The following is an 18,919-nucleotide window of genomic DNA, read 5'->3' on the forward strand; positions in this document are numbered from 1 at the left end:
ACTGATGAGAACAATGTCGGCACTTTTTCTCCTGTTCGGAACCCTGTTCACTGCGGGGGGATATGGCGCCACCTTTCTTATTTCCGCGTATTTTCGGTCACAAGGGGGGAGTGACATTGACACTGGGACGACCCTTAGCGTGGCCTTGATCGGCACCTTGATTGGCGTTCCTTTGGTTGGATGGTTTGCTGGGCAACTGGAAGCATCGCGCCTGGCAGCCCTAGCGGCGCTGGCGATGTCTTGTGGTTATTTTCTTTTAGGCGGTTTCAGCGGTGAATTGGGTTACATTCCGCGTATCGCAGCGTTCTTGATTGGACTCGGTTGGGGAATGTTCTATATCAGTGGGCCTATGGCATTGTCGGAGCGTGTCACTGACGTTGACAGGGGTCACTGGTTTACTCGCTTCAGCGCATTTCAAATGGCTGGGATTTGCGGCAGTCCCATCCTCCTTGCCGCGGCGGTTGAACAAGCAGGAGTGCCCATCCGAGTAACATTTCTCTTTGTTGGCGTCATTGGCATCCTCGCCTCACTACTTCTGGCGACCTTTGGGGTCAGGGAACCGCATGGTCAACGGGAGTTATCACTGAGACCTTGGGTGAGAAAAATAACCAAGATTGCTGCCAGTAGTGCGATCCGTCCCATTGTGATGGTGGGCCTGGGAGGCGGTGTATTCTCCGGAATGATGTCGTTCCAGAGTTCGCTGGTCGAAGGGACTCAAGCAAATGCAAGTACATTCTTTGCTGTACATGCAGCGACCGTGGTTGTGTCGCGGCTTTTGTTAGCCCGACGTTTATCGACGATGCCCCGTATCCCGTTAGTCATCGCGCTGATGTTATTCTTAGTCATGGGCATTTTGGCTTTGTTAGGCATACCGGTTCACCCTCTGTTCCAGATTGTGGCGGCCATGTTAACGGGGATAGGCTATGGATTGGTGTATCCCGTTATTCAAACATGGGCAGTAAACGACTCTGCGCTTGAGAATCGTCATGCCGCCCTCACTTGGTTCGTTGTCGCCTACTTTGTGGGGATATTTGGATTTCCAGCGATAGGCGGATGGATATTAGTTGGCGCGGGCAAAACCTTGTTTATCCTAACCCTAGCTGCAATAGCTTCCCTTGAACTTGTGGTGGCATTATTGGGAGGGCGGTGGTTTTATCGCATTAAGGACAGACTGACGGCACAGAATGAAGCACGTTAACGGTCATTCAGCCAGTCGATAATTATCGACTGGCTGATTTGCCGTTGCACAAGCAATTTTTCGATGACCATAAAGTATTTAATTGTCGTCATTCCTCGTAATTGAAGCGCTTTTTTAGGACATTTATTAATGTATTTAATGCGTCTTCCAATATTTCCCAAAATAACTAAACTTTCTGAATATTCCAATATCCATAAAAGAACATTGCTTAACAATTAAATTTTATTTATGACCGTTTAATCGTTAGATATAACATTTTCCTGTTCGGAGAATATTTGGCTGCACTTAGCGGGGTTTTACGTCTTAGTGTGGTTGTTTTTAGTATTCCGCACCAGTGCGGACTCAGGGAAAAAGCTGTAGCAATATAAAAATATTAATTTGAAGAGAGTATGAATATAGCACCTTGAATAACCAAACTGAGAGGAGAATAAGGAATGATTGTAAAAAACGACTGGCACCCGGCTGATATTATTGCAGGGCTTAAAAAACGGGGAACGTCGTTATCTGCTGTTTCAAGAGATGCAGGGCTTGCATCATCCACTTTATCAAATGCTTTGCATCGTCCGTGGCCTAAAGGTGAGAAGCTCATTGCTACCGCTTTAAATTGTGAGCCTTTCGAAATATGGCCAAGCAGATATTCAAAATGAATTAAAATAAACTTCTCGAAAAAATTCAATGAGAAGAGATTAAATGCCTGAAGCTTTTCTTGTGTCTTGTGAAAAGCTTCAGGTATGATTAAAATAGCGTTATTAACGTCACTCCTTGATATTTTTCATAATTTCTGTTGATTTCACGGATCGCCAGATAGGAGTAGTATTCCAAAATCGGGTAAACTTTTTGGGAGGCGAATAGGGTTCTGCCAGGCAGAACCTTAATGGAATAGTGACAATAACGGTATGGTTCATCATTATTCCAGAGTTATATAGGGATTAGGGTTAATAAATCGGGTAGGGGCGTAATTATCATACCCCTTACCCCTGCAATATTCTTTTAACTGGCTTAATGAATTTATCCCTATTTTTTGGTAAATAAATTGTAACCTGCTTTGTACCGTTCTATATGTGATACCTAATTTTCTCGCTATATCTTTAGCGCTTAGCGATTGCAACGCAAAAAATACGATATCGAACTCTCTGTCGGTAAATAAATCGGTTGGTTTGCCAAAAGTTAATGACTCTGGATGAATGTTGTTTTCAAAATGATACATGGAATAAATTTGAAGTTTTTTACCGTGCGATACAATCCCAATGCATTTTCCATCCTTCATTAGAGGAGTAACATTGACCAGAAATGGTTGGATTATTTTTTCTCTTCCGACATAAGTGAAGGTGTGTAGTACCCGAATGGTCTTTTGACTCGTCATTACATGGTTATCATTAGCTTGTATAATATTTTCAAATTCAGACCACGGTGCTGGACACTCACCATCAAGCCTCCCTTCTATATTAAAACCTTTAGGAAGACCGCTGTAATAAATCATAGTATCATTGGCATAGATGAATCGAGATTCGTTGTCTTTTATAACCCAAACATCGTTGCTGTTTTCCATATATGATATGAAAGCATCAAAGTTTTCTGAATGAACATCCAGATCTTTGTTTATGGAGAAACTCATCGTGTTATCTTTCATAACTTCACCCATTATGATTGAACTGTAAAACCGCGATAACGTCCATGTGAGGTATTCCACAAAACTGCTTTTCGCGTTGTTAAGCGAGTTTTGGTCAGAGCATAAGGTTCTGTTAAACAGAACCTTAATGGCATAGTGATGACAGCAATGTTATGCATTGTTATGCCAGAGGTATAAAAGGGTTAGGGTTAATAAATCGGGTAGGAGCATAGTTATCATACCCTTTGCCCCGGCAATATTCTTTTAACTGGCTTAATGAATTTATCCCTATTTTCTGGTAAATGACATGTAGCCTGCTTTGTACCGTTCTATATGTGATACCTAATTTTCTTGCTATATCTTTAGCGCTTAGCGATTGCAACGCAAAAAATACGATATCGAACTCTCTATCTGTAAAAATCTCAGTTGGGTTGCCAAATGATAATGATTCAGGATGCCTGTTGTTTTCAAAATGATACATGGAATAAATTTGAAGTTTTTTACCGTGTCCTACAACCCCAATACATTCTCCATTCTTCATTAGCGGTGTAACATTCACCAAAAATGGTTGGATTATTTTTTCTCTCCCGCCGTAAGTGAAGGTGTTTAGTACCGGAATGGTCTTTTGACTCGTCATTACATTGCCATCACTAGCATGTACAATATCTTCAAGCTCAGACCACGGAGCTGGACACTCACTAACAAGCCTCCCTTCAATATTAAACCCCTTAGGAAGACCACTGTAATAAATCATAGTATCATTGGCATAGACGAATCGATGTTTGTTGTCTTTTATAGCCCAAAAATCGTTGCTGTTTTCCATGTACGATATGAAAGCATCAAAGCTTTTTGAATGAACATCCAGATCTTTGTTTACAGAGAAACTCATCGTATTATCTTTCATAATTTCACCTATCATGATTAAACTGTAATAACTTGCATGTGGGGTATCCCACAAATCCGTCCTTCGCGCGGTTAAGCGGGTTTTGGACGGGAAATAGGGTTCTTAGGAGGAACCCTGATGGCATAGTGATAATAATGATGTGGTTCATCGTTATGCCAGAGGTATATAGGGATTAGGGTTAATAAATCGGGTCGGAGCATAATTATCGTACCCCTTACCCCTACAATATTCTTTTAACTGGCTTAATGAATTTATCCCTATTTTTTGGTAAATAAATTGTAACCTGCTTTGTACTGTTCTATATGTGATACCTAATTTTTTAGCTATATCTTTAGCGCTTAATGACTGCAAAGCAAAAAATACGATATCGAACTCTCTATCAGTAAATAAATCAGTTGGTGTGCCAAAAGTTAATGATTCAGGATGCCTGTTGTTTTCAAAATGATACATGGAATAAATTTGAAGTTTTCTACCGTGTCCCACAACCCCAATACATTTTCCATCCTTCATTAGAGGGGTAATATTGACTAGAAGTGGTTGGATTATTTTTTGTCTCCCGCCATAGATGAAAGTGTTTAATACTGGAATGGTTTTTTGACTCATCATTACGTTTTTATCATTGGCTTGTATAATATCTACAAACTCGACCCACGGTCCTGGACATTCACTATCAAGCCTACCTTCCATATTAAAACCTTTGGGTAGGTTGCAGTAATAATGTGTAACATCATTAGCGTAAACGAATCGAGATTCGCTATCTTTTATAATCCAGAAATCGTTGCTGTTTTCCATGTATGATATGAATGCATCAAAGCTCTTTGAATGAACATCCAGATCTTTGTTTACAGAGAAACTCATCGTGTTATCTTTCATAATTTCCCCATTATGATTGAACTGTAAAACTGTGATAACGTCCATGTGAGGTATCCCACAAAACTACTTTCCGCACTGTTAAGCGAGTTTTGGTCGGAGCATAGGGTTCTGTTAGACAGAACCCTAATGGCATAGTGACGACAGCAATATTGTGCATTGTTATGCCAGAGGTATATAGGGATTAGGGTTAATAAATCGGGTAGGAGCATAATTATCGTACCCCTTACCCCTGCAATATTCTTTTAACTGGCTTAATGAATTTATCCCTATTTTTTGGTAAATAAATTGTAACCTGCTTTGTACCGTTCTATATGTGATACCTAATTTTCTCGCTATATCTTTAGCGCTTAGCGATTGCAACGCAAAAAATACTATATCGAACTCTCTGTCGGTAAATAAATCAGTTGGTGTGCCAAAAGTTAATGACTCTGGATGAATGTTATTTTCAAAATGATACATGGAATAAATTTCAAGTTTTCTACCGTGTCCAACAATGCCAATGCATTCTCCATCCTTCATTAGCGGTGTAACATTGGCCAGAAATGGTTGGATCATTTTTTGTTTCCCACCATAAGTCAAGGTGTTTAATACTGGAATGGTTTTTTGATTCGTCATTACATTTTTATCATTAGCTTGTATAATATCTGCAAACTCGGCCCACGGTGCTGGACATTCACTATCAAGTTTACCTTCTATGTTAAAACCCTTAGGAAGGCCACTGTAATAAAGCGTAGCATCATTCACATAGACGAATCGAGATTCGTTGTCTTTTATAACCCAAAGATCGTTGCTATTTTCCATATATGATATGAAAGCATCAAAGCTTTTTGAATAAACATCCAGATCTTTGTTTACAGAGAAACTCATCGTATTATCTTTCATAATTTCACCTATCATGATTAAACTGTAATAACTTGCATGTGGGGTATCCCACAAATCCGTCCTTCGCGCGGTTAAGCGGGTTTTGGACGGGAAATAGGGTTCTTAGGAGGAACCCTGATGGCATAGTGATAATAATGATGTGGTTCATCGTTATGCCAGAGGTATATAAGGATTAGGGTTAATAAATCGGGTCGGAGCATAATTATCATACCCCTTACCCCTGCAATATTCTTTTAACTGGTTTAATGAATTTATCCCTATTTTCTGATAGATAAATTGTAACCTGCTTTGTACCGTTCTATATGTGATACCTAATTTTCTCGCTATGTCTTTAGCGCTTAGCGATTGCAACGCAAAAAATACGATATCGAACTCTCTGTCGGTAAATAAATCAGTTGGTGTGCCAAAAGTTAATGATTCAGGATGCCTGTTGTTTTCAAAATGATACATGGAATAAATTTGAAGTTTTCTACCGTGCCCAACAACCCCAATACATTTTCCATCCTTCATTAAAGGGGTAATATCGACTAGAAACGGCTGGATCATTTTTTCTCTCCCGCCATAAGTAAAGGTGTTTAGTACCGGAATGGTTTTTTGATTCGCCATTACGTTTTTATCATTAGCTTGTATAATATCTTCAAATTCAGACCACGGTGCTGGACATTCACTATCAAGCCTCCCTTCTATATTAAAACCTTTAGGAAGGCCACTATAATAGATCATAATATCATTGGCATAGACAAATCGAGATTCGCTGTCTTTTATGATCCAAAAATCGTTGCTGTTTTCCATGTACGATATGAAAGCATCAAAGCTTTTTGAATGAACATCCAGATCTTTGTTTACAGAGAAACTCATCGTGTTAGTGTTATCTTTCATAATTTCACCCATCATGATTGAACTGTAAAACTGTAAAACTGTAAAACTGTAAAACTGTAAAACTGTAAAACTGTAAAAACTTCCATGTAAAGTTATCACTTTTATAACACAATGGATAATTATATTTATGAGTTTTGGGGCGCCTATTTGGTGCGGATGATTCTACAGAGGGTAAATATCTTCAATATGCTAATATTTTATATTGTGTAAAATTTTCTTTGTTGATTATGTTATTAATGGAATATTTCAATATGAAATACTTTGGATGGAATGTGGGAAAATTTACTCCGTGGATCTGACTCGTTCAGGTTAAATCATGTGAACTATTGTTTTCGTGCCATCTGAAAGCGAGGGATTATAGAAATTTTCACTTATTCAAATAGTAAAACTTTCTCCTCATAAAGTTATCAGTGAAAGATGAGAAAAAAATAGGTTTGTCGGTAGCTTGGGAGAGGGAGAGTTCTCCTGTTTTTTATGCCCGAAAACTTACATAAAACGTAACGATTTCCTATACCTATAAAGGTGTAATAATGTGATATAAATACAAAAATTTGTATAAAATACCGTCTGTTATGATTTAATTGGTTAGTTCTCGCGCTTTAGATCGCAAAATTCAAAGAACTGCATTTGCTTCCTGGAGAAGACTCCTTATATTCACACGCCTTGTATTTTTTTAACAATTGTAGCAATGGTGGATCAGATATCACCGGCGCTAATGGAGTCACCATGGATGCTTCTCAATCTTTAACCGCAGCTATAAGGCCAAATTTTTCTAATAAAAAAGGCTTAATTATTCTGGCTGCTGATGTTGTATTACTATTTATTTTACTGAATACATTGCCGTTTGGTGAAAAAGCCAATGCGGGTTTAGCATTAATGGTATTTGTTGGTGTGCTGTGGCTTACCGAAGCTATTCACGTCACAATTACTGCATTATGTATTCCAATTCTGGCAGTTGGTATGGGATTGATGAATACGGGAGATGCGCTGAAATCTTTTGCTAATCCCATCATCTTCCTGTTTTTTGGTGGCTTTGCTTTGGCAACTGCACTTCACATACAAGGGCTGGACAGGCTGATTGCTAATCGTCTGCTGATGATTGCCCGTGGACGCTTGTCTGTAGCAGTGATGCTGTTGTTTGGTGTAACGGCTGGTCTTTCCATGTGGATCAGTAACACTGCGACTGCCGCGATGATGCTGCCATTAGTATTGGGTATTTTGTCCAATTTGGATGTACGTTCTGAGCGTCATACGTTTGTATTTGTGTTGTTAGGTGTCGCTTATAGTGCAAGTATCGGTGGTTTAGGTACTTTGGTAGGAAGCCCGCCAAACGCAATTGCTGCGGCTCAACTGGGTATCGATTTCTTCAGTTGGATGAAATTGGGCATTCCTCTGGTTGTTATTTTGATGCCAATGATGGTGGGTATTATGTATCTGATGCTGCGCCCGAATTTGAATCATAAATTCGACATGAAGCTGGAAAAACAGGATTGGACTGGCAAGCGTCTGATGACCATGCTGATCTTCCTATTAACTGTATTTTGCTGGATCTTTAGCACGGTTATCAGTTCTGCCTTAGGGGGAGTGAAAGATCTGGATACCATTATTGCTGTCGGTGCTGCCGTTCTGATTGGTATAACGGGGGTGGCGAGTTGGTCCCAGATTCAGAATAACACCGAGTGGGGTGTGTTGATACTGTTTGGCGGTGGTCTGACTTTAAGCGCTATTTTGAAAAACTCAGGTGCTAGTGAAATCATGGCAAATGGTATGGCCGCTACTTTTGGTGCAAGTCACTGGTTTGTGATTATTGTTGCGGTCGCGGCATTTATTATCTTCCTGACTGAATTTACCAGTAATACAGCTAGCGCCGCTTTGTTAGTACCGATATTCGCAACCGTTGCGGAAGCGTTGGGTATGCCGATAATGACGTTAACGCTTATTATCGGTTTCGGGGCATCCTGTGCCTTTATGTTGCCGGTTGCTACACCACCTAATGCGATTGTTTTCAGCTCCGGTCATATTAAACAGACTGAAATGGTCAGAGTGGGTATGGTGCTGAATATTGCCTGCATCGCGATCATCTCTCTATTTGCTTGGTTATTCTGGTTGTAACTGAAAATTTACTAAATCCTTCTGGACACAATAACTCATCAATATCCCCATCGAATGTACGGTGGGGATATTGTGCCGATGACCTTATCATGCATTCCTACTGATTTTGAGTAGCCTAAAGTCTTACGATTTAGTCGCTTCAATCTAAGGTGAGGTCTGCTGATAAAATAGGTATTTCACGTCAACTTTGATCATCAAGAATTCTCTAATAAATGACAGAATTTTATATGATGATCACCGTATTAAATATATGATCGTAAAAATAATGACAATAAATTCAAATGATTACATCAAATAAACCTATTGGAAAGCATATCAAGCTTGATACAATTTTTATCACAAAAATCAACAAATAATTTACTGTTTTTCAATGGGTTATATTTTTAGTTGTGATGGAATTCACAAATATATTAACTATTATATAGCTGAAATAATAAAAACTGTTAATATTACAAAGCTGGATTAAATTTTAACCCGGTATATTTGTTAAAAAAAATCCTAGAGGAGAATAAAATGAGTGTGATAACAGTGCAAGCATTTAGACCGCTAACTAAAGATGAAACATTAAATTATGATAATGGTTTGATGAACTCATCCCCTAATTAATAGGAAAAGGAATAAAGGTATACCGTAACCTTTATTCCTTTATTTGTCCTTTCATTTATAAGATAAAAGGTAAAACATGAACATTATTAACGTAAAAAGGGAAATAACAGTAATAATAAATAAAAAATTTAATGATACGGATTTGTATACTTGCTACTTATCAGGCTCAGTCATTGAAGGGTTTTCAACACCAAAATCTGATTATGATGTCTATGTTATATTGGAAGGAGAGCTGGAAGTAGAATGCGAAGAGATATTTATACCGTCCGATATAGGAATGTTAGAAGTGACAATCATCTCTTTAAAAGAGATAAAAGAAATCATGAAGATAATCAACAGTGGAAGCCAAAATTCCGATTGGTATAAATTACATTTATCTCATAGGATATTAACAGGGGAATCGATTATAAAATCAAATAATTTTAACAAATTAAAAGGAGGCATAAATAAAACTAAATTATGTGAAATACTTAAGACCAAAGCAAGAAACTTTGGAGAAAAGTGTTTTTCCGATGGGATTGGCAATATTTTAAATAATGACCTAATATCAGCAGCATTCAACTTTGAACGAACAGTTAATTCAGCAATGGATTATATTCTGGCTTCAAGTGAAAACACATCCACCTTAATAAAGTGGCGTTATCAAAATGCAATGAAGGTGTTTGGAAAAGACCATCCAATAACATCTATATACTTGATGATTTGTTCAAAATTTAATGTAATCAATGATATTTCAACAATTGATTACATAAACTCAGTTGCTAAAATGTGGCAATTAACTCTAGACTATTGTCAAGGAAAAGATATTTTTAGTTACAATGTATCTTTTACGAAAAAAAGAATAGCTAATACATCCGACGTTTTATTATCAGATAAAAATAACAAGCCAATAATAAAAAATTTATGGTATAGAGTCTTGTGCAAAGATGGGAAATTAATACTTTTCTCAAAAAAAGCATTATGTGAAATTAATTCAGATGCATATAAGGTTTGGTTAGTAATAGATAATGAAAAAACAGAGTTTGAAGTTGTTTCAGAATTGAAAAAAATTGGAATAACTAATGAAAGTGCTAATTTTTACATATCGGAATTTGAAAGACTAGGGGCATTATCATAAGTAATGCATATGGGAAATACAATGGAAAGAATAAAGATTATAAGTAAGCACCACTGCTGGAGAACATTAAAGGGAACCAAAACCAATAATTTTCAAGAATATTTGAACCAAATAGATAATGGATGCCAATTACAAGAAACAATATTTCATCTACGCGATGCAGAAGAAATGTTAATGGACTTAAGTAATTTGTCGTCACCTATATCAAGATTATCAAGCACTGAAATAATACATATTTGGAATGAACTAGTTGATTATTTAAATATGAATAAACTTACTTCTAATATGGGTAACTTAGTAAATGGATATGGTTTAGATCCAGAATTAGCCTTATATGGTAATGAGCTATGCGAGTTGAAAAAGAATAAAGAAAACATCCTATCGACAATAATAAACAAAGGAATGAAAAATAAATTAGAATTAATATATTCAAGAGGGCTTGATAAATCAGTGAAATTAAAGGATGCGCCACAAAAAACAATTGACTTATATGACGAGTTTCGTTACGAATACAGTAAAAATATTAATTTATTTTCATTGGAAACTTGCCCCACATTAAACATAGAAAACATTTACCAAGATCATTATGTGTGGGATAAGGTTTTTACGATAGCTAAAAACAAATTATTTATTATTTCGGGAGGAATCCCACTTGCGTTATCTTATCATGCAAAAACACTAGACAAAAATATATATTTCTGTGAAATACATCGTGAAAATGATAGTGGTTTACTGCATAAAAGAAAATTATTCAATGAAATGTACCCAAAATTCAAAGGGAAAGAAAACGAAAGTTGGCTGATAATTGATAAATCTTACACAGGAGGAAGCATTCAATTAGCTTACAAGATGCTTGTAAATTTAGTTGGGTACAAATCGAAAATATATAAAGTATCGTTTTCACCAAAAACATTAGGGGCATTTTCATCGTCAGATTATGCAATTTATGCAGGCAGATTATTTGATGTAAAAAAGACAATAGCATATTTAACAGCCGAAGATTGGCATAAAAAACTCATCTATTTGGGAGATCATGTCACATGAGATATGTATTCAATAATGAAGTTAGTAAGTATTTAGAAATACACCTTCACAAACTCAGAGAAGAGATTCGTAGAATATGGCTTGCCAAGCTTTCCACTATTCATATCGGATATAATAACAAATACTATGGCGAAACAGTAGAAATAGATATCATTTTAAATAATATAATTTACGAGCACTTGGATAAATCAGAACTCAAGGTCACCATTATTTCAGAAGACGATTCTGAATCACAATCTGTAAATATTAAAGATGAGGTTTACTTACTAATTGATCCTATTGACGGTACTCATAACTTGCTTATGGGTTATCCTGCCTATACTACATCAATAGCTGTTTACAAGAATGATAGATACATTATGGGCTGGGTATATGATATTCCAAGAGACATTATATATAAAGCATCATTGGGAGAAGGTTCTTATATACAAAGCATATATACCAGCAAGAGAATATATACAGGCCCCTCATTTCAATTAAACGATTTGAGAGTATCATTTCATAGGGCGAAAAATAATCAGTATACAGAGGTTCAGAATAAAATTATTAATGAAGCAAATAAAGTAAGAATCTCATCTTGTTCAAGTTTAGATATATGCCTGATCGCTAGTGGCGTTCTGCATGCATTCTTAGATTTATCACTTATGGGTCACGAACGTTGTGTAGATATAGCAGCAGCTAAACTAATCCTTGAGGAGTCAGGGGGATACATAATGACTCGTGATGGAAATAGTTATAATATTTTATCACCTATAGATTCTTTATTTTTTGAGAAAAAAGCAATCATAGCTGTTTCTTCTAAAAGTGCAGGGGATACAATATTAAAATTACTGAGGATATAAAAAAATGAACACTATAGAATTAAAAATTAGAGTATTATGTTCTGGATTAAAATATGATAAAAACGTGATATATGAGTACAATAAAAGGAATTTTATTCCTAAAAGAAGGGCGTATGGAACAGGTGATAGCTCTAAGTTAGAAACAACACATTCCGTACCTCAAGAAATTATTTTAGAAGATGGTACAATTATTGCCTGCAACTATAATGAGAATTCTGATTATGATTTAATACATGAAAATGGAAATTTTTACATAAAAGCCGACAACATTTTGTTTAAGGTTATATTTCCCATTAAACCAGACATATATGGTATAGAACTTTCAGATGGCAGTAGAGTAGAAGAATACGTCACGGTGTATGGTGACACAACTTTGGGTTTTTTCTCTCCGGGGCATTGTTATTATTTTAATGATGGCCGTCAGTGTAAATTTTGTTCATTAGGTGAAGCTAGAAATAGTTTATCAGATCATAAAAAGTCTATTAGACCATCAAAAGTAATTGAAGTTATGAACATAATAGAGGCTAACAACATTAATAGATATAAAAGAATACTCATTAATGGTGGTACAACTCGTAATTATGATGTTGGTTTTGAAATGCACAAACAATTATTAATTTCTCTAAAACCTTTTTGTGAAAAAAACGACCTTAACAGTCATCTAATATCAATGCCCCCTAGAGATCTAAATAAAATAAAGGGGATTTCTGAGTTTGTTGATAGCTGGGCTATTAGTTTAGAAATATTTAATCCTAAATTATTTGAACAGATATGCCCTGGTAAATCACAAGACTACGGGAGAAATAATCTGTTAGAAGCATACCTGGCTGCTGTTTCAGAGTTAGGTGAAGGTAATGTTTATGTTGGGTTTGTAGCAGGATTAGAACCTTTAAATGATTTAGTACAAGGGATGGAATTTTTTTCAAAAAATGGCATAGTTCCAGCAGTAGCAGTCTTTCATCCCGATCATGGTTCTGAATATCAAAATCACCCTAGACCTATTTTTGAAGATATTTATAAAACATATGCTGAGATGCATAAGTTATATAAAAAATATGGATTCAAACCATTTATTATCGGTAGTGGTAGAAATTCACTTGATACTGAAGCGTACTACGGGGAAAAAAGAAATGATTAAACGCGGTTTATTTATAGCTTTTGAAGGAAATGATGGTGCAGGTAAATCAACAATTTCACGGGAAGTTTATGATATTTTATCTCTAGATGATAATAATATTGTTTTTTTAGATAAGAATTATCCTTTACTACCATCTGGGTATAGTATGTATCACATGGGTAAAATACGAGATGTCCTTTGGGATTATGACATTTCAGCTCCATTGGGTGAACTTGGTGACCGGTATTGGATTCTATTGATAGCATCATGGTTTGCTGTTTTGGATAGTTTAATTATTCAACCTTGTTTATTGCAAGGTAAAGTTATTATATGTGATAGTTGGTATTATAAATATTTAGCAAGGTTCTTACTTAAATCCACGGAATTAGTAAAATTAAGTAACTCGGTTCTATCTATAAACACAAAGCCAGACATGGTTATATATCTTGATGTTCCTCCAGGTACTGCTGAAAAAAGGAAAAAAATATTAAAGCCTAGTGAGTCTGGAAAATTAGAGATAAATGAGAAATATGATTTCATAGAATATCAAAAACATGTTCTTAATCAATACCAGACGTTTTATGATGACACTTGGAAAATTATTGATACTGACACCTTAACTAAAGATGCAGTCATTAAATTAACAGTAGATATTATTCAAGAGGAAATACTGAAAAAAATGTAAATACTGTAAGCACTATATTTACTAAATCTATTTTAGTTGGAGAAAAATAATGGACAAAGAATTTCGAAAATTAATATTAGCCTCATCAGGAAATTCTTTCACCTTGTATTTGGAGATGATAATATCATTCACGCTAATCACATATCATTGGAATGGTGGAGCGATATACTCATCTTTATATACAATTTCATATGCTGCATCGTTACTATTTCTAACGCCCTATGTTTCGTCATTTGTAGATGAAAATATAAAACCAAAAAAGTGCATTGTTATCATTTCGTTACTTTGCGGTGTTATTACCACATTTCAATACAATATTGATGACGTTAATATATATATTCTTTATTCTTTTATTAAAAACATCCTTCGTTTATTCTTGGGACCTTCTAATTTTATAATATTAAAAAGCATATCAACTAACCAATTTGAAAAAAAATTTAGTTATTGGCAGGTTTTATTTCAAATATACAAAATGGCGGCCCCGTTATTTTTAGGTTTTATTCTTATCTATTATTCAATAAAACAGACTCTTATTTTAATATCAATGCTTTATTTTATTTCAGCAATCTTATATATTTTTGTTTCAGAACCATTGATTAATGTTAATCGCAAGAAAAACAAGATATCACTAACTAACTACTTCAATATAATCAAAGATAATAAAATATTTTTTTCATTTATTGTTATTTCTACTTTGACTTGTTTTGGCTATCTATCAGATAGCTTAATAGCGCTTAGCTTTATGGAGCAGGGATTAAATGGAAGTCATTATAGTTTTGCCATGTGTCTTTCTGGTGTTTCAGGTGTTTTAATTGGTTTAGTATTTGGAAAATATAAGATTAACATATCTTTAAATATTATATTGTTTTCATTCTTTTTGTGGGGGACGGGGTATCTTTTAATAGGAATAACAAATCAATTTAATGATTTATTTTCTGATAAAATCAATTTATTTTTTATATTTTTAGCAATGGTAATAATAGGAGTAGGATCGTCTATGAATAATATTATTGTTACCATTTATATGCAGAAATTTGCAACTAATGATAACTCGGCTAAAATATTCGGCTTAACGTCAATTTCTGTTGGTCTTTCCATGTTTATTGGCCCTTTGATAGGTTCCACAATATTTTATTTTTCTTCCATAAGCATCGTTTTTTTTACAACATTTATAGGTATTTTTTTAACCATAATTGTGGTTATTTTAATAAATCGTAAATCTACGTCATGATACGGTTTTATCCTTTTACTATTCTGGGGATCCAGTGAACAAAAAACACAATTTTAGAAAGTTTAATTCCGGCAATAGCAATTATTATTAAATTATTTCGAGTAAATGTAGGTCCTCAAACCCCATGTAACCCCATTGACCTCTTCTTTTTCGGCAAGATTGTTTTTATAGCAGTCACACGATATTTCAGATTGAATACCATTATTGTTGGAAGACAGCTTGACTATCAGAAATCCATTCTCATATGTCTGACGATTTGGTGAGTCTGAGAGGGATCGAGGTTCATATGTCGATTTAACCTGACAGATACCGATATAAAGGTATCTGTCAACTAAATCTGTGTTATGACCTCGATTTATTATGCAGAAAATATCTACAAAGCGTCATTATCATCATCGTATGTCCGATTCATTTCTTGGATAGTAAATTCTTTGACGGATTGAACTTTGATTGGGCCGTTGGGACCATATTTGTAGATATTTCCAGCCAGATTGCTGACTAAAAACATGACATACGACATTCTATCGCGTTGCCCATTGCGTTCGGTACGAACAACGCCATGCACATTGGCTCGAACATTTGGCATTAAATTTTCAGTCAGCACTTCGAGCGAACTACCAAAATTAATGATCAGGTATCCCGGAACAGGATCAATAGCCAAAAGCTCATCATTTATGTAAGCCAGTAGACCACGTTCAGTCGATCTTAGGACGGTTACCCATCCTGAATCCCGATGAAATTTAGAACCTCGGGTGGCTTTCTCTGATCGGAAATGGTTAAACGATAACATCTGGTTTTCTAACCCTTCGGAAATACCATTGGTGACGAGTTCCCAATCACGACGAGGAATACCAACATAAGCTAACACAGAACGTAGTATACATATGCCGACATGTGCCATATGGTGACCCAGTGTTGAGACCTCTGACGGCATAAGGTTCCAGTGTTTCCGTTCGAGGCGGAAATGTTCCCATTGATCATGTTCTCTGTCGAAATAACCTTCGTAACCATTGGAAAAAGTGCATGATTTGAATCCCGTATAGGGTCGAAGGTCACCTTCTGCGGTGGGTTCAAAGAAGTGGTGTGCAAATCGATCACCGTGTTCAAAATCCATATATGGTGGTGCTTTCAGGAGGAAAAAACCATCTTGGAGGGCTCGATCAAAACCGTCATTGTCAGTAAAAATAAGATTATCTCCCTCTAGATAGGAGCGCGCCATGTCTGCTGATTTATATGTTTTTGAGACTTTGCTTTCCGATGGCATTGGTGGTAGTTTGACTGGGGTTCGCATTGTTGATGAGGTTTTCATAGTCGTAGTCCTTAGGTATAGTGATAGAGTTTTTATTTTATTCGTGAATATCTTTGATTTTTGGATGAAATTTGCTAGCCATTTATAATATTATACAATTTTCTATTCTTATCAGTTCGCAATAAAAGAAGTTTGGAAATTGAACCCGATAAGTTGTATTCAACATAATGTATCTTCATCTTGTTTATTATTATAGTGTATTAATTCGTTTTTTCGTTGTGTTTATGTCTAAGTAATTGTATTTTTTATAAATTTATAAATGGAATCATTTGTATTTTTACAATTGTTATTAATTTTATTGTAATTATCTATGTTGGGTAAAGTATATGAAATTAATCTGATGGTAATTTATAACAAAGAGTTTATATAACTGCTGTTTGTATCTGAAATTATGTTTTTCCTGCGTAATTAAGTATTAAAATCATCTTTTTATTTATGACAGATATATTTATTGTTTTAGAGTTTATCCTTATGGGAGTTTATTCCAGACAATGAATCCATATACCGGGTGAAATATATTTTTTTATTTTTATATCATGGAGTCATCCTATTAATAAAGGTTTTTGAATGTAAAAATTATCTTTGCTTATAGGAAAAAATGTTCATCTACCTTATCTGTTCATTTTTCTTTTTAAAAAGATGCTTGAAAAACAATTTGTTACCTAATTATTCTAATCCAAGGCATAAAATTATTATCGTTTTGCGATAAGGAAGTATTGTTTTGCGGTAATTTTTGGCTATAGTGTGATCATGCTTGATGATGGGGGTTAGTATGACAGACTCTTCAAAATTGGATCGAATGGCCAATCTTAGCTTAGTCATGTCTAAATTTTCTCTGTTAGTCATCACGGTGGCTATTATAATTAACATTTTTAGTTGGTTGAAACCAGAATTGATCCTGGAGAAGTACGGACTTGGGTTTTCTCTCACGGAGAGAATATTACCTAATTTTGATATATATTCTTTCAGTTGGTGGCAGCTTACCGGTGGAATTCTCATAACAAGTACCGTGTTGTCATCATTAATATTTAGTTTGTGGGCTTTACATCAACTGTTTAGAAGTTATAGCCAAAGGGATTACTTTTCAAAGAAAACAGCAAGGTATTTAGGATTTGCTGGTTGGGGAGTGATTGGTTGGAGTATGTTAGATATTCTATGTGAGCCTTTGCTAACTTTATGGCTAACGATGAATGAGTCACAGGGGGGGTATTTTATATCAATAAGTTTGACTACCGGCCATTTTGTCGATTTTTTTATGTCGGCTTGCTTGGCCATAATTTCTCGTATTCTTTATCAAGCCTGTGATATATACGCTGAAAATCAGAGTATTATATAGGGGTACACTGTGTCAATTCATATGACTCTAGATGTAATGATGGCAAAGAGGAAGGTTAAATCTAAAGATCTCGCGTTATTAATAGGAATTATCGAGCAGAATCTGTCTTTATTAAAGAAAGGAAAGATTAAGGGAATTAGATTTTCCACTTTAAATGCTATATGTCAATATTTGGAGTGTCAACCTGGAGATATACTGGAGTTTAAAGAAGATTAGTTGGTTAGTGTTAGTTAGTATTGTTAATTGTTATGTCAATTTAGTAAATAAGGAAAAGAGATGAAATTTCTATCATATGCTTTATTGCTTGGTTTGGCTTATATCCCGTTTTCTTTTGCAGAAACATCAGTAAATGATGTTAATAATGAAATTCATACCAATGAAAAAGGTGCCTTGAGTAAATGTACGGATTTACTTCCCAAAGGGCATTCATACACAATTAGTGTTGTTGGAAAGTCAGATAAGAAAACGGCGAATGTAGATGGAAAATTTAAAGGAAGGTTTGATGTTTCCGATGAAACAAAAAAACCTTTAGATAAAAAAAGAAGTGAAGAGGTAAAACCTTTTATTCAATGTGTAAAAGATACTGTACTGTGATCTAAGATTTGTTTAATAATAAAGTGCCTGGGGTATTATCAGAGTTTTTGCTGAGGCTTGTTGTTTGAATCCTCAGGCACAGTTAGTTTAAAATATTTTTCCCGTGATATCTTCCTCTATATGAATATTATCAACAGGCTTCCCATGAACAAATTGTAAAAAATGCTCGGTCAAATTCTCATTTAATGGAGACATTATATGGGATTACTACATTGAAAGTATTAGGTCTTATCAGACATCGTTCACAACAATGGTTAAATCTCAATATAGAAGCAAGCAACTCTCAAATTCGTCTTAATAAGTTTGATATGATTTTTGCTGAAGTCAATGCGTTAATCGTTACTTTAGAACAAATTACTGTTCTTGGATTGGCGACTAATCAAGTGATTAATGAGAGTATGACCGTAGGAATGTTTGTCGCATTTAATGCATATCGGGGGTTATTTGCAGATAGGACAGCTAATCTAATTAACCTGAGATTTGCTTAAGAAGGGAACTAAGTGCCTGAGGCACGATCAAAGTTTTTGTCAAAGAAAACAAAATCGTGGAGCTCCTCAGGCATGTCTAATTTAGAAGAACTT

The 18,919-nt window shown here is 35.2% G+C and carries 19 protein-coding genes and 2 pseudogenes; 14 read left to right on the forward strand and 7 right to left on the reverse strand.

Going from position 1 to position 18,919, the window contains the following annotated elements:
• Positions 1-4: 4 nt before the first annotated feature.
• Together ACGF5R_RS10125 and ACGF5R_RS10130 are read left to right on the forward strand one after the other, a co-directional pair.
• A complete protein-coding gene (locus ACGF5R_RS10125) occupies positions 5-1,198 on the forward strand; it encodes an MFS transporter (RefSeq protein ID WP_387690698.1) in 1,194 nt (397 codons plus the stop codon).
• 434 nt (positions 1,199-1,632) lie between these two features.
• Positions 1,633-1,845, forward strand: a complete 213-nt coding sequence (locus ACGF5R_RS10130) for a helix-turn-helix transcriptional regulator (RefSeq protein ID WP_262980259.1) — start codon at positions 1,633-1,635, stop codon at positions 1,843-1,845.
• Between the two features lie 260 nt (positions 1,846-2,105).
• Here ACGF5R_RS10130 and ACGF5R_RS10135 read toward each other — a convergent pair whose 3' ends face one another.
• The 5 genes from ACGF5R_RS10135 to ACGF5R_RS10155 all read right to left on the reverse strand — a co-directional run bounded on the left by ACGF5R_RS10135 (position 2,106) and on the right by ACGF5R_RS10155 (position 6,345).
• On the reverse strand, positions 2,106-2,828 hold the full coding sequence (locus ACGF5R_RS10135) for a helix-turn-helix transcriptional regulator (RefSeq protein ID WP_387690700.1): 723 nt from the start codon (positions 2,826-2,828) through the stop codon (positions 2,106-2,108).
• A 160-nt stretch (positions 2,829-2,988) separates the two neighbouring features.
• Positions 2,989-3,711 carry a helix-turn-helix transcriptional regulator gene (locus ACGF5R_RS10140; RefSeq protein ID WP_262980256.1) on the reverse strand — a complete coding sequence of 241 codons (723 nt, stop codon included), beginning with the start codon at positions 3,709-3,711 and terminating at the stop codon, positions 2,989-2,991.
• 150 nt (positions 3,712-3,861) lie between these two features.
• The gene (locus ACGF5R_RS10145) at positions 3,862-4,584 is read right to left on the reverse strand and encodes a helix-turn-helix transcriptional regulator (protein WP_387690702.1); all 723 of its coding nucleotides are present in this window, start codon (positions 4,582-4,584) and stop codon (positions 3,862-3,864) included.
• A 159-nt stretch (positions 4,585-4,743) separates the two neighbouring features.
• The gene (locus ACGF5R_RS10150; protein ID WP_387690704.1) at positions 4,744-5,466 is read right to left on the reverse strand and encodes a helix-turn-helix transcriptional regulator; all 723 of its coding nucleotides are present in this window, start codon (positions 5,464-5,466) and stop codon (positions 4,744-4,746) included.
• A 150-nt stretch (positions 5,467-5,616) separates the two neighbouring features.
• Positions 5,617-6,345: a helix-turn-helix transcriptional regulator gene (locus tag ACGF5R_RS10155; RefSeq protein ID WP_112876840.1), complete on the reverse strand. Its 729-nt coding sequence runs from the start codon at positions 6,343-6,345 to the stop codon at positions 5,617-5,619.
• Between the two features lie 726 nt (positions 6,346-7,071).
• Here ACGF5R_RS10155 and ACGF5R_RS10160 point away from each other — a divergent pair.
• Positions 7,072-8,457: an SLC13 family permease gene (locus ACGF5R_RS10160; RefSeq protein WP_387690706.1), complete on the forward strand. Its 1,386-nt coding sequence runs from the start codon at positions 7,072-7,074 to the stop codon at positions 8,455-8,457.
• Between the two features lie 38 nt (positions 8,458-8,495).
• Here ACGF5R_RS10160 and ACGF5R_RS10165 read toward each other — a convergent pair.
• Positions 8,496-8,603: pseudogene (locus ACGF5R_RS10165) on the reverse strand (IS1 family transposase); the annotation flags it as partial.
• Between the two features lie 536 nt (positions 8,604-9,139).
• On the opposite strand from ACGF5R_RS10165, the gene ACGF5R_RS10170 reads away from it, so the two are divergent.
• The 6 genes from ACGF5R_RS10170 to ACGF5R_RS10195 are packed head-to-tail and all read left to right on the forward strand — an operon-like array spanning position 9,140 to position 15,099.
• A complete protein-coding gene (locus ACGF5R_RS10170; protein WP_387690708.1) occupies positions 9,140-10,180 on the forward strand; it encodes a hypothetical protein in 1,041 nt (346 codons plus the stop codon).
• A gap of 21 nt (positions 10,181-10,201) precedes the next feature.
• Entirely contained in the window at positions 10,202-11,224 is a 1,023-nt protein-coding gene (locus ACGF5R_RS10175; RefSeq protein ID WP_387690710.1) for a hypothetical protein, read from the forward strand.
• Positions 11,221-12,066 (forward strand): inositol monophosphatase family protein, encoded by an 846-nt coding sequence (locus tag ACGF5R_RS10180; protein WP_262980250.1) that lies wholly within the window; start codon positions 11,221-11,223, stop codon positions 12,064-12,066. The genes ACGF5R_RS10175 and ACGF5R_RS10180 overlap by 4 nt, the downstream gene beginning before the upstream one ends.
• 4 nt (positions 12,067-12,070) lie before the next feature.
• Complete coding sequence (locus ACGF5R_RS10185; RefSeq protein WP_262980249.1) at positions 12,071-13,204, forward strand: radical SAM protein; 1,134 nt, start codon at positions 12,071-12,073, stop codon at positions 13,202-13,204.
• Positions 13,197-13,868, forward strand: a complete 672-nt coding sequence (locus tag ACGF5R_RS10190; protein WP_387690713.1) for a dTMP kinase — start codon at positions 13,197-13,199, stop codon at positions 13,866-13,868. Before ACGF5R_RS10185 ends, ACGF5R_RS10190 begins: the two co-directional genes overlap by 8 nt.
• 49 nt (positions 13,869-13,917) lie before the next feature.
• A complete protein-coding gene (locus ACGF5R_RS10195) occupies positions 13,918-15,099 on the forward strand; it encodes an MFS transporter (RefSeq protein ID WP_262980247.1) in 1,182 nt (393 codons plus the stop codon).
• 373 nt (positions 15,100-15,472) lie between these two features.
• On the opposite strand, the gene ACGF5R_RS10200 is transcribed toward ACGF5R_RS10195, so the two are convergent.
• The gene (locus tag ACGF5R_RS10200; RefSeq protein WP_262980246.1) at positions 15,473-16,033 is read right to left on the reverse strand and encodes a 2OG-Fe(II) oxygenase family protein; all 561 of its coding nucleotides are present in this window, start codon (positions 16,031-16,033) and stop codon (positions 15,473-15,475) included.
• 283 nt (positions 16,034-16,316) lie between these two features.
• Here ACGF5R_RS10200 and ACGF5R_RS10205 point away from each other — a divergent pair, with 283 nt between their 5' ends.
• The 5 genes and pseudogenes from ACGF5R_RS10205 to ACGF5R_RS10225 form a co-directional block, all read left to right on the forward strand.
• Positions 16,317-16,496 (forward strand): hypothetical protein, encoded by a 180-nt coding sequence (locus ACGF5R_RS10205; protein ID WP_262980245.1) that lies wholly within the window; start codon positions 16,317-16,319, stop codon positions 16,494-16,496.
• Positions 16,497-17,180: 684 nt separating this feature from the next.
• Positions 17,181-17,744 carry a DUF2975 domain-containing protein gene (locus tag ACGF5R_RS10210; RefSeq protein ID WP_262980244.1) on the forward strand — a complete coding sequence of 188 codons (564 nt, stop codon included), beginning with the start codon at positions 17,181-17,183 and terminating at the stop codon, positions 17,742-17,744.
• A gap of 9 nt (positions 17,745-17,753) precedes the next feature.
• Positions 17,754-17,960: a helix-turn-helix transcriptional regulator gene (locus tag ACGF5R_RS10215; protein ID WP_262980243.1), complete on the forward strand. Its 207-nt coding sequence runs from the start codon at positions 17,754-17,756 to the stop codon at positions 17,958-17,960.
• Between the two features lie 60 nt (positions 17,961-18,020).
• Positions 18,021-18,338 carry a hypothetical protein gene (locus tag ACGF5R_RS10220; RefSeq protein ID WP_192880992.1) on the forward strand — a complete coding sequence of 106 codons (318 nt, stop codon included), beginning with the start codon at positions 18,021-18,023 and terminating at the stop codon, positions 18,336-18,338.
• Between the two features lie 140 nt (positions 18,339-18,478).
• A pseudogene (locus tag ACGF5R_RS10225) lies at positions 18,479-18,826 on the forward strand (ABC transporter transmembrane domain-containing protein); the annotation flags it as partial.
• Between the last annotated feature and the right edge of the window lie 93 nt (positions 18,827-18,919).

The sequence above is a fragment of the Photorhabdus sp. RM71S genome, assembly GCF_042879355.1.
Classification (GTDB): domain Bacteria; phylum Pseudomonadota; class Gammaproteobacteria; order Enterobacterales; family Enterobacteriaceae; genus Photorhabdus; species Photorhabdus kayaii.

Coding starts and splice junctions, on each gene's coding strand:
- ACGF5R_RS10125 (WP_387690698.1), top strand. CDS start 5: ATGAGAACAATGTCGGCACTTTTTCTCCTGTTCGGAACCCTGTTCACT.
- ACGF5R_RS10130 (WP_262980259.1), top strand. CDS start 1,633: ATGATTGTAAAAAACGACTGGCACCCGGCTGATATTATTGCAGGGCTT.
- ACGF5R_RS10135 (WP_387690700.1), bottom strand. CDS start 2,828: ATGAAAGATAACACGATGAGTTTCTCCATAAACAAAGATCTGGATGTT.
- ACGF5R_RS10140 (WP_262980256.1), bottom strand. CDS start 3,711: ATGAAAGATAATACGATGAGTTTCTCTGTAAACAAAGATCTGGATGTT.
- ACGF5R_RS10145 (WP_387690702.1), bottom strand. CDS start 4,584: ATGAAAGATAACACGATGAGTTTCTCTGTAAACAAAGATCTGGATGTT.
- ACGF5R_RS10150 (WP_387690704.1), bottom strand. CDS start 5,466: ATGAAAGATAATACGATGAGTTTCTCTGTAAACAAAGATCTGGATGTT.
- ACGF5R_RS10155 (WP_112876840.1), bottom strand. CDS start 6,345: ATGAAAGATAACACTAACACGATGAGTTTCTCTGTAAACAAAGATCTG.
- ACGF5R_RS10160 (WP_387690706.1), top strand. CDS start 7,072: ATGGATGCTTCTCAATCTTTAACCGCAGCTATAAGGCCAAATTTTTCT.
- ACGF5R_RS10170 (WP_387690708.1), top strand. CDS start 9,140: ATGAACATTATTAACGTAAAAAGGGAAATAACAGTAATAATAAATAAA.
- ACGF5R_RS10175 (WP_387690710.1), top strand. CDS start 10,202: ATGGAAAGAATAAAGATTATAAGTAAGCACCACTGCTGGAGAACATTA.
- ACGF5R_RS10180 (WP_262980250.1), top strand. CDS start 11,221: ATGAGATATGTATTCAATAATGAAGTTAGTAAGTATTTAGAAATACAC.
- ACGF5R_RS10185 (WP_262980249.1), top strand. CDS start 12,071: ATGAACACTATAGAATTAAAAATTAGAGTATTATGTTCTGGATTAAAA.
- ACGF5R_RS10190 (WP_387690713.1), top strand. CDS start 13,197: ATGATTAAACGCGGTTTATTTATAGCTTTTGAAGGAAATGATGGTGCA.
- ACGF5R_RS10195 (WP_262980247.1), top strand. CDS start 13,918: ATGGACAAAGAATTTCGAAAATTAATATTAGCCTCATCAGGAAATTCT.
- ACGF5R_RS10200 (WP_262980246.1), bottom strand. CDS start 16,033: ATGCCGTCAGAGGTCTCAACACTGGGTCACCATATGGCACATGTCGGC.
- ACGF5R_RS10205 (WP_262980245.1), top strand. CDS start 16,317: ATGTCTGCTGATTTATATGTTTTTGAGACTTTGCTTTCCGATGGCATT.
- ACGF5R_RS10210 (WP_262980244.1), top strand. CDS start 17,181: ATGACAGACTCTTCAAAATTGGATCGAATGGCCAATCTTAGCTTAGTC.
- ACGF5R_RS10220 (WP_192880992.1), top strand. CDS start 18,021: ATGAAATTTCTATCATATGCTTTATTGCTTGGTTTGGCTTATATCCCG.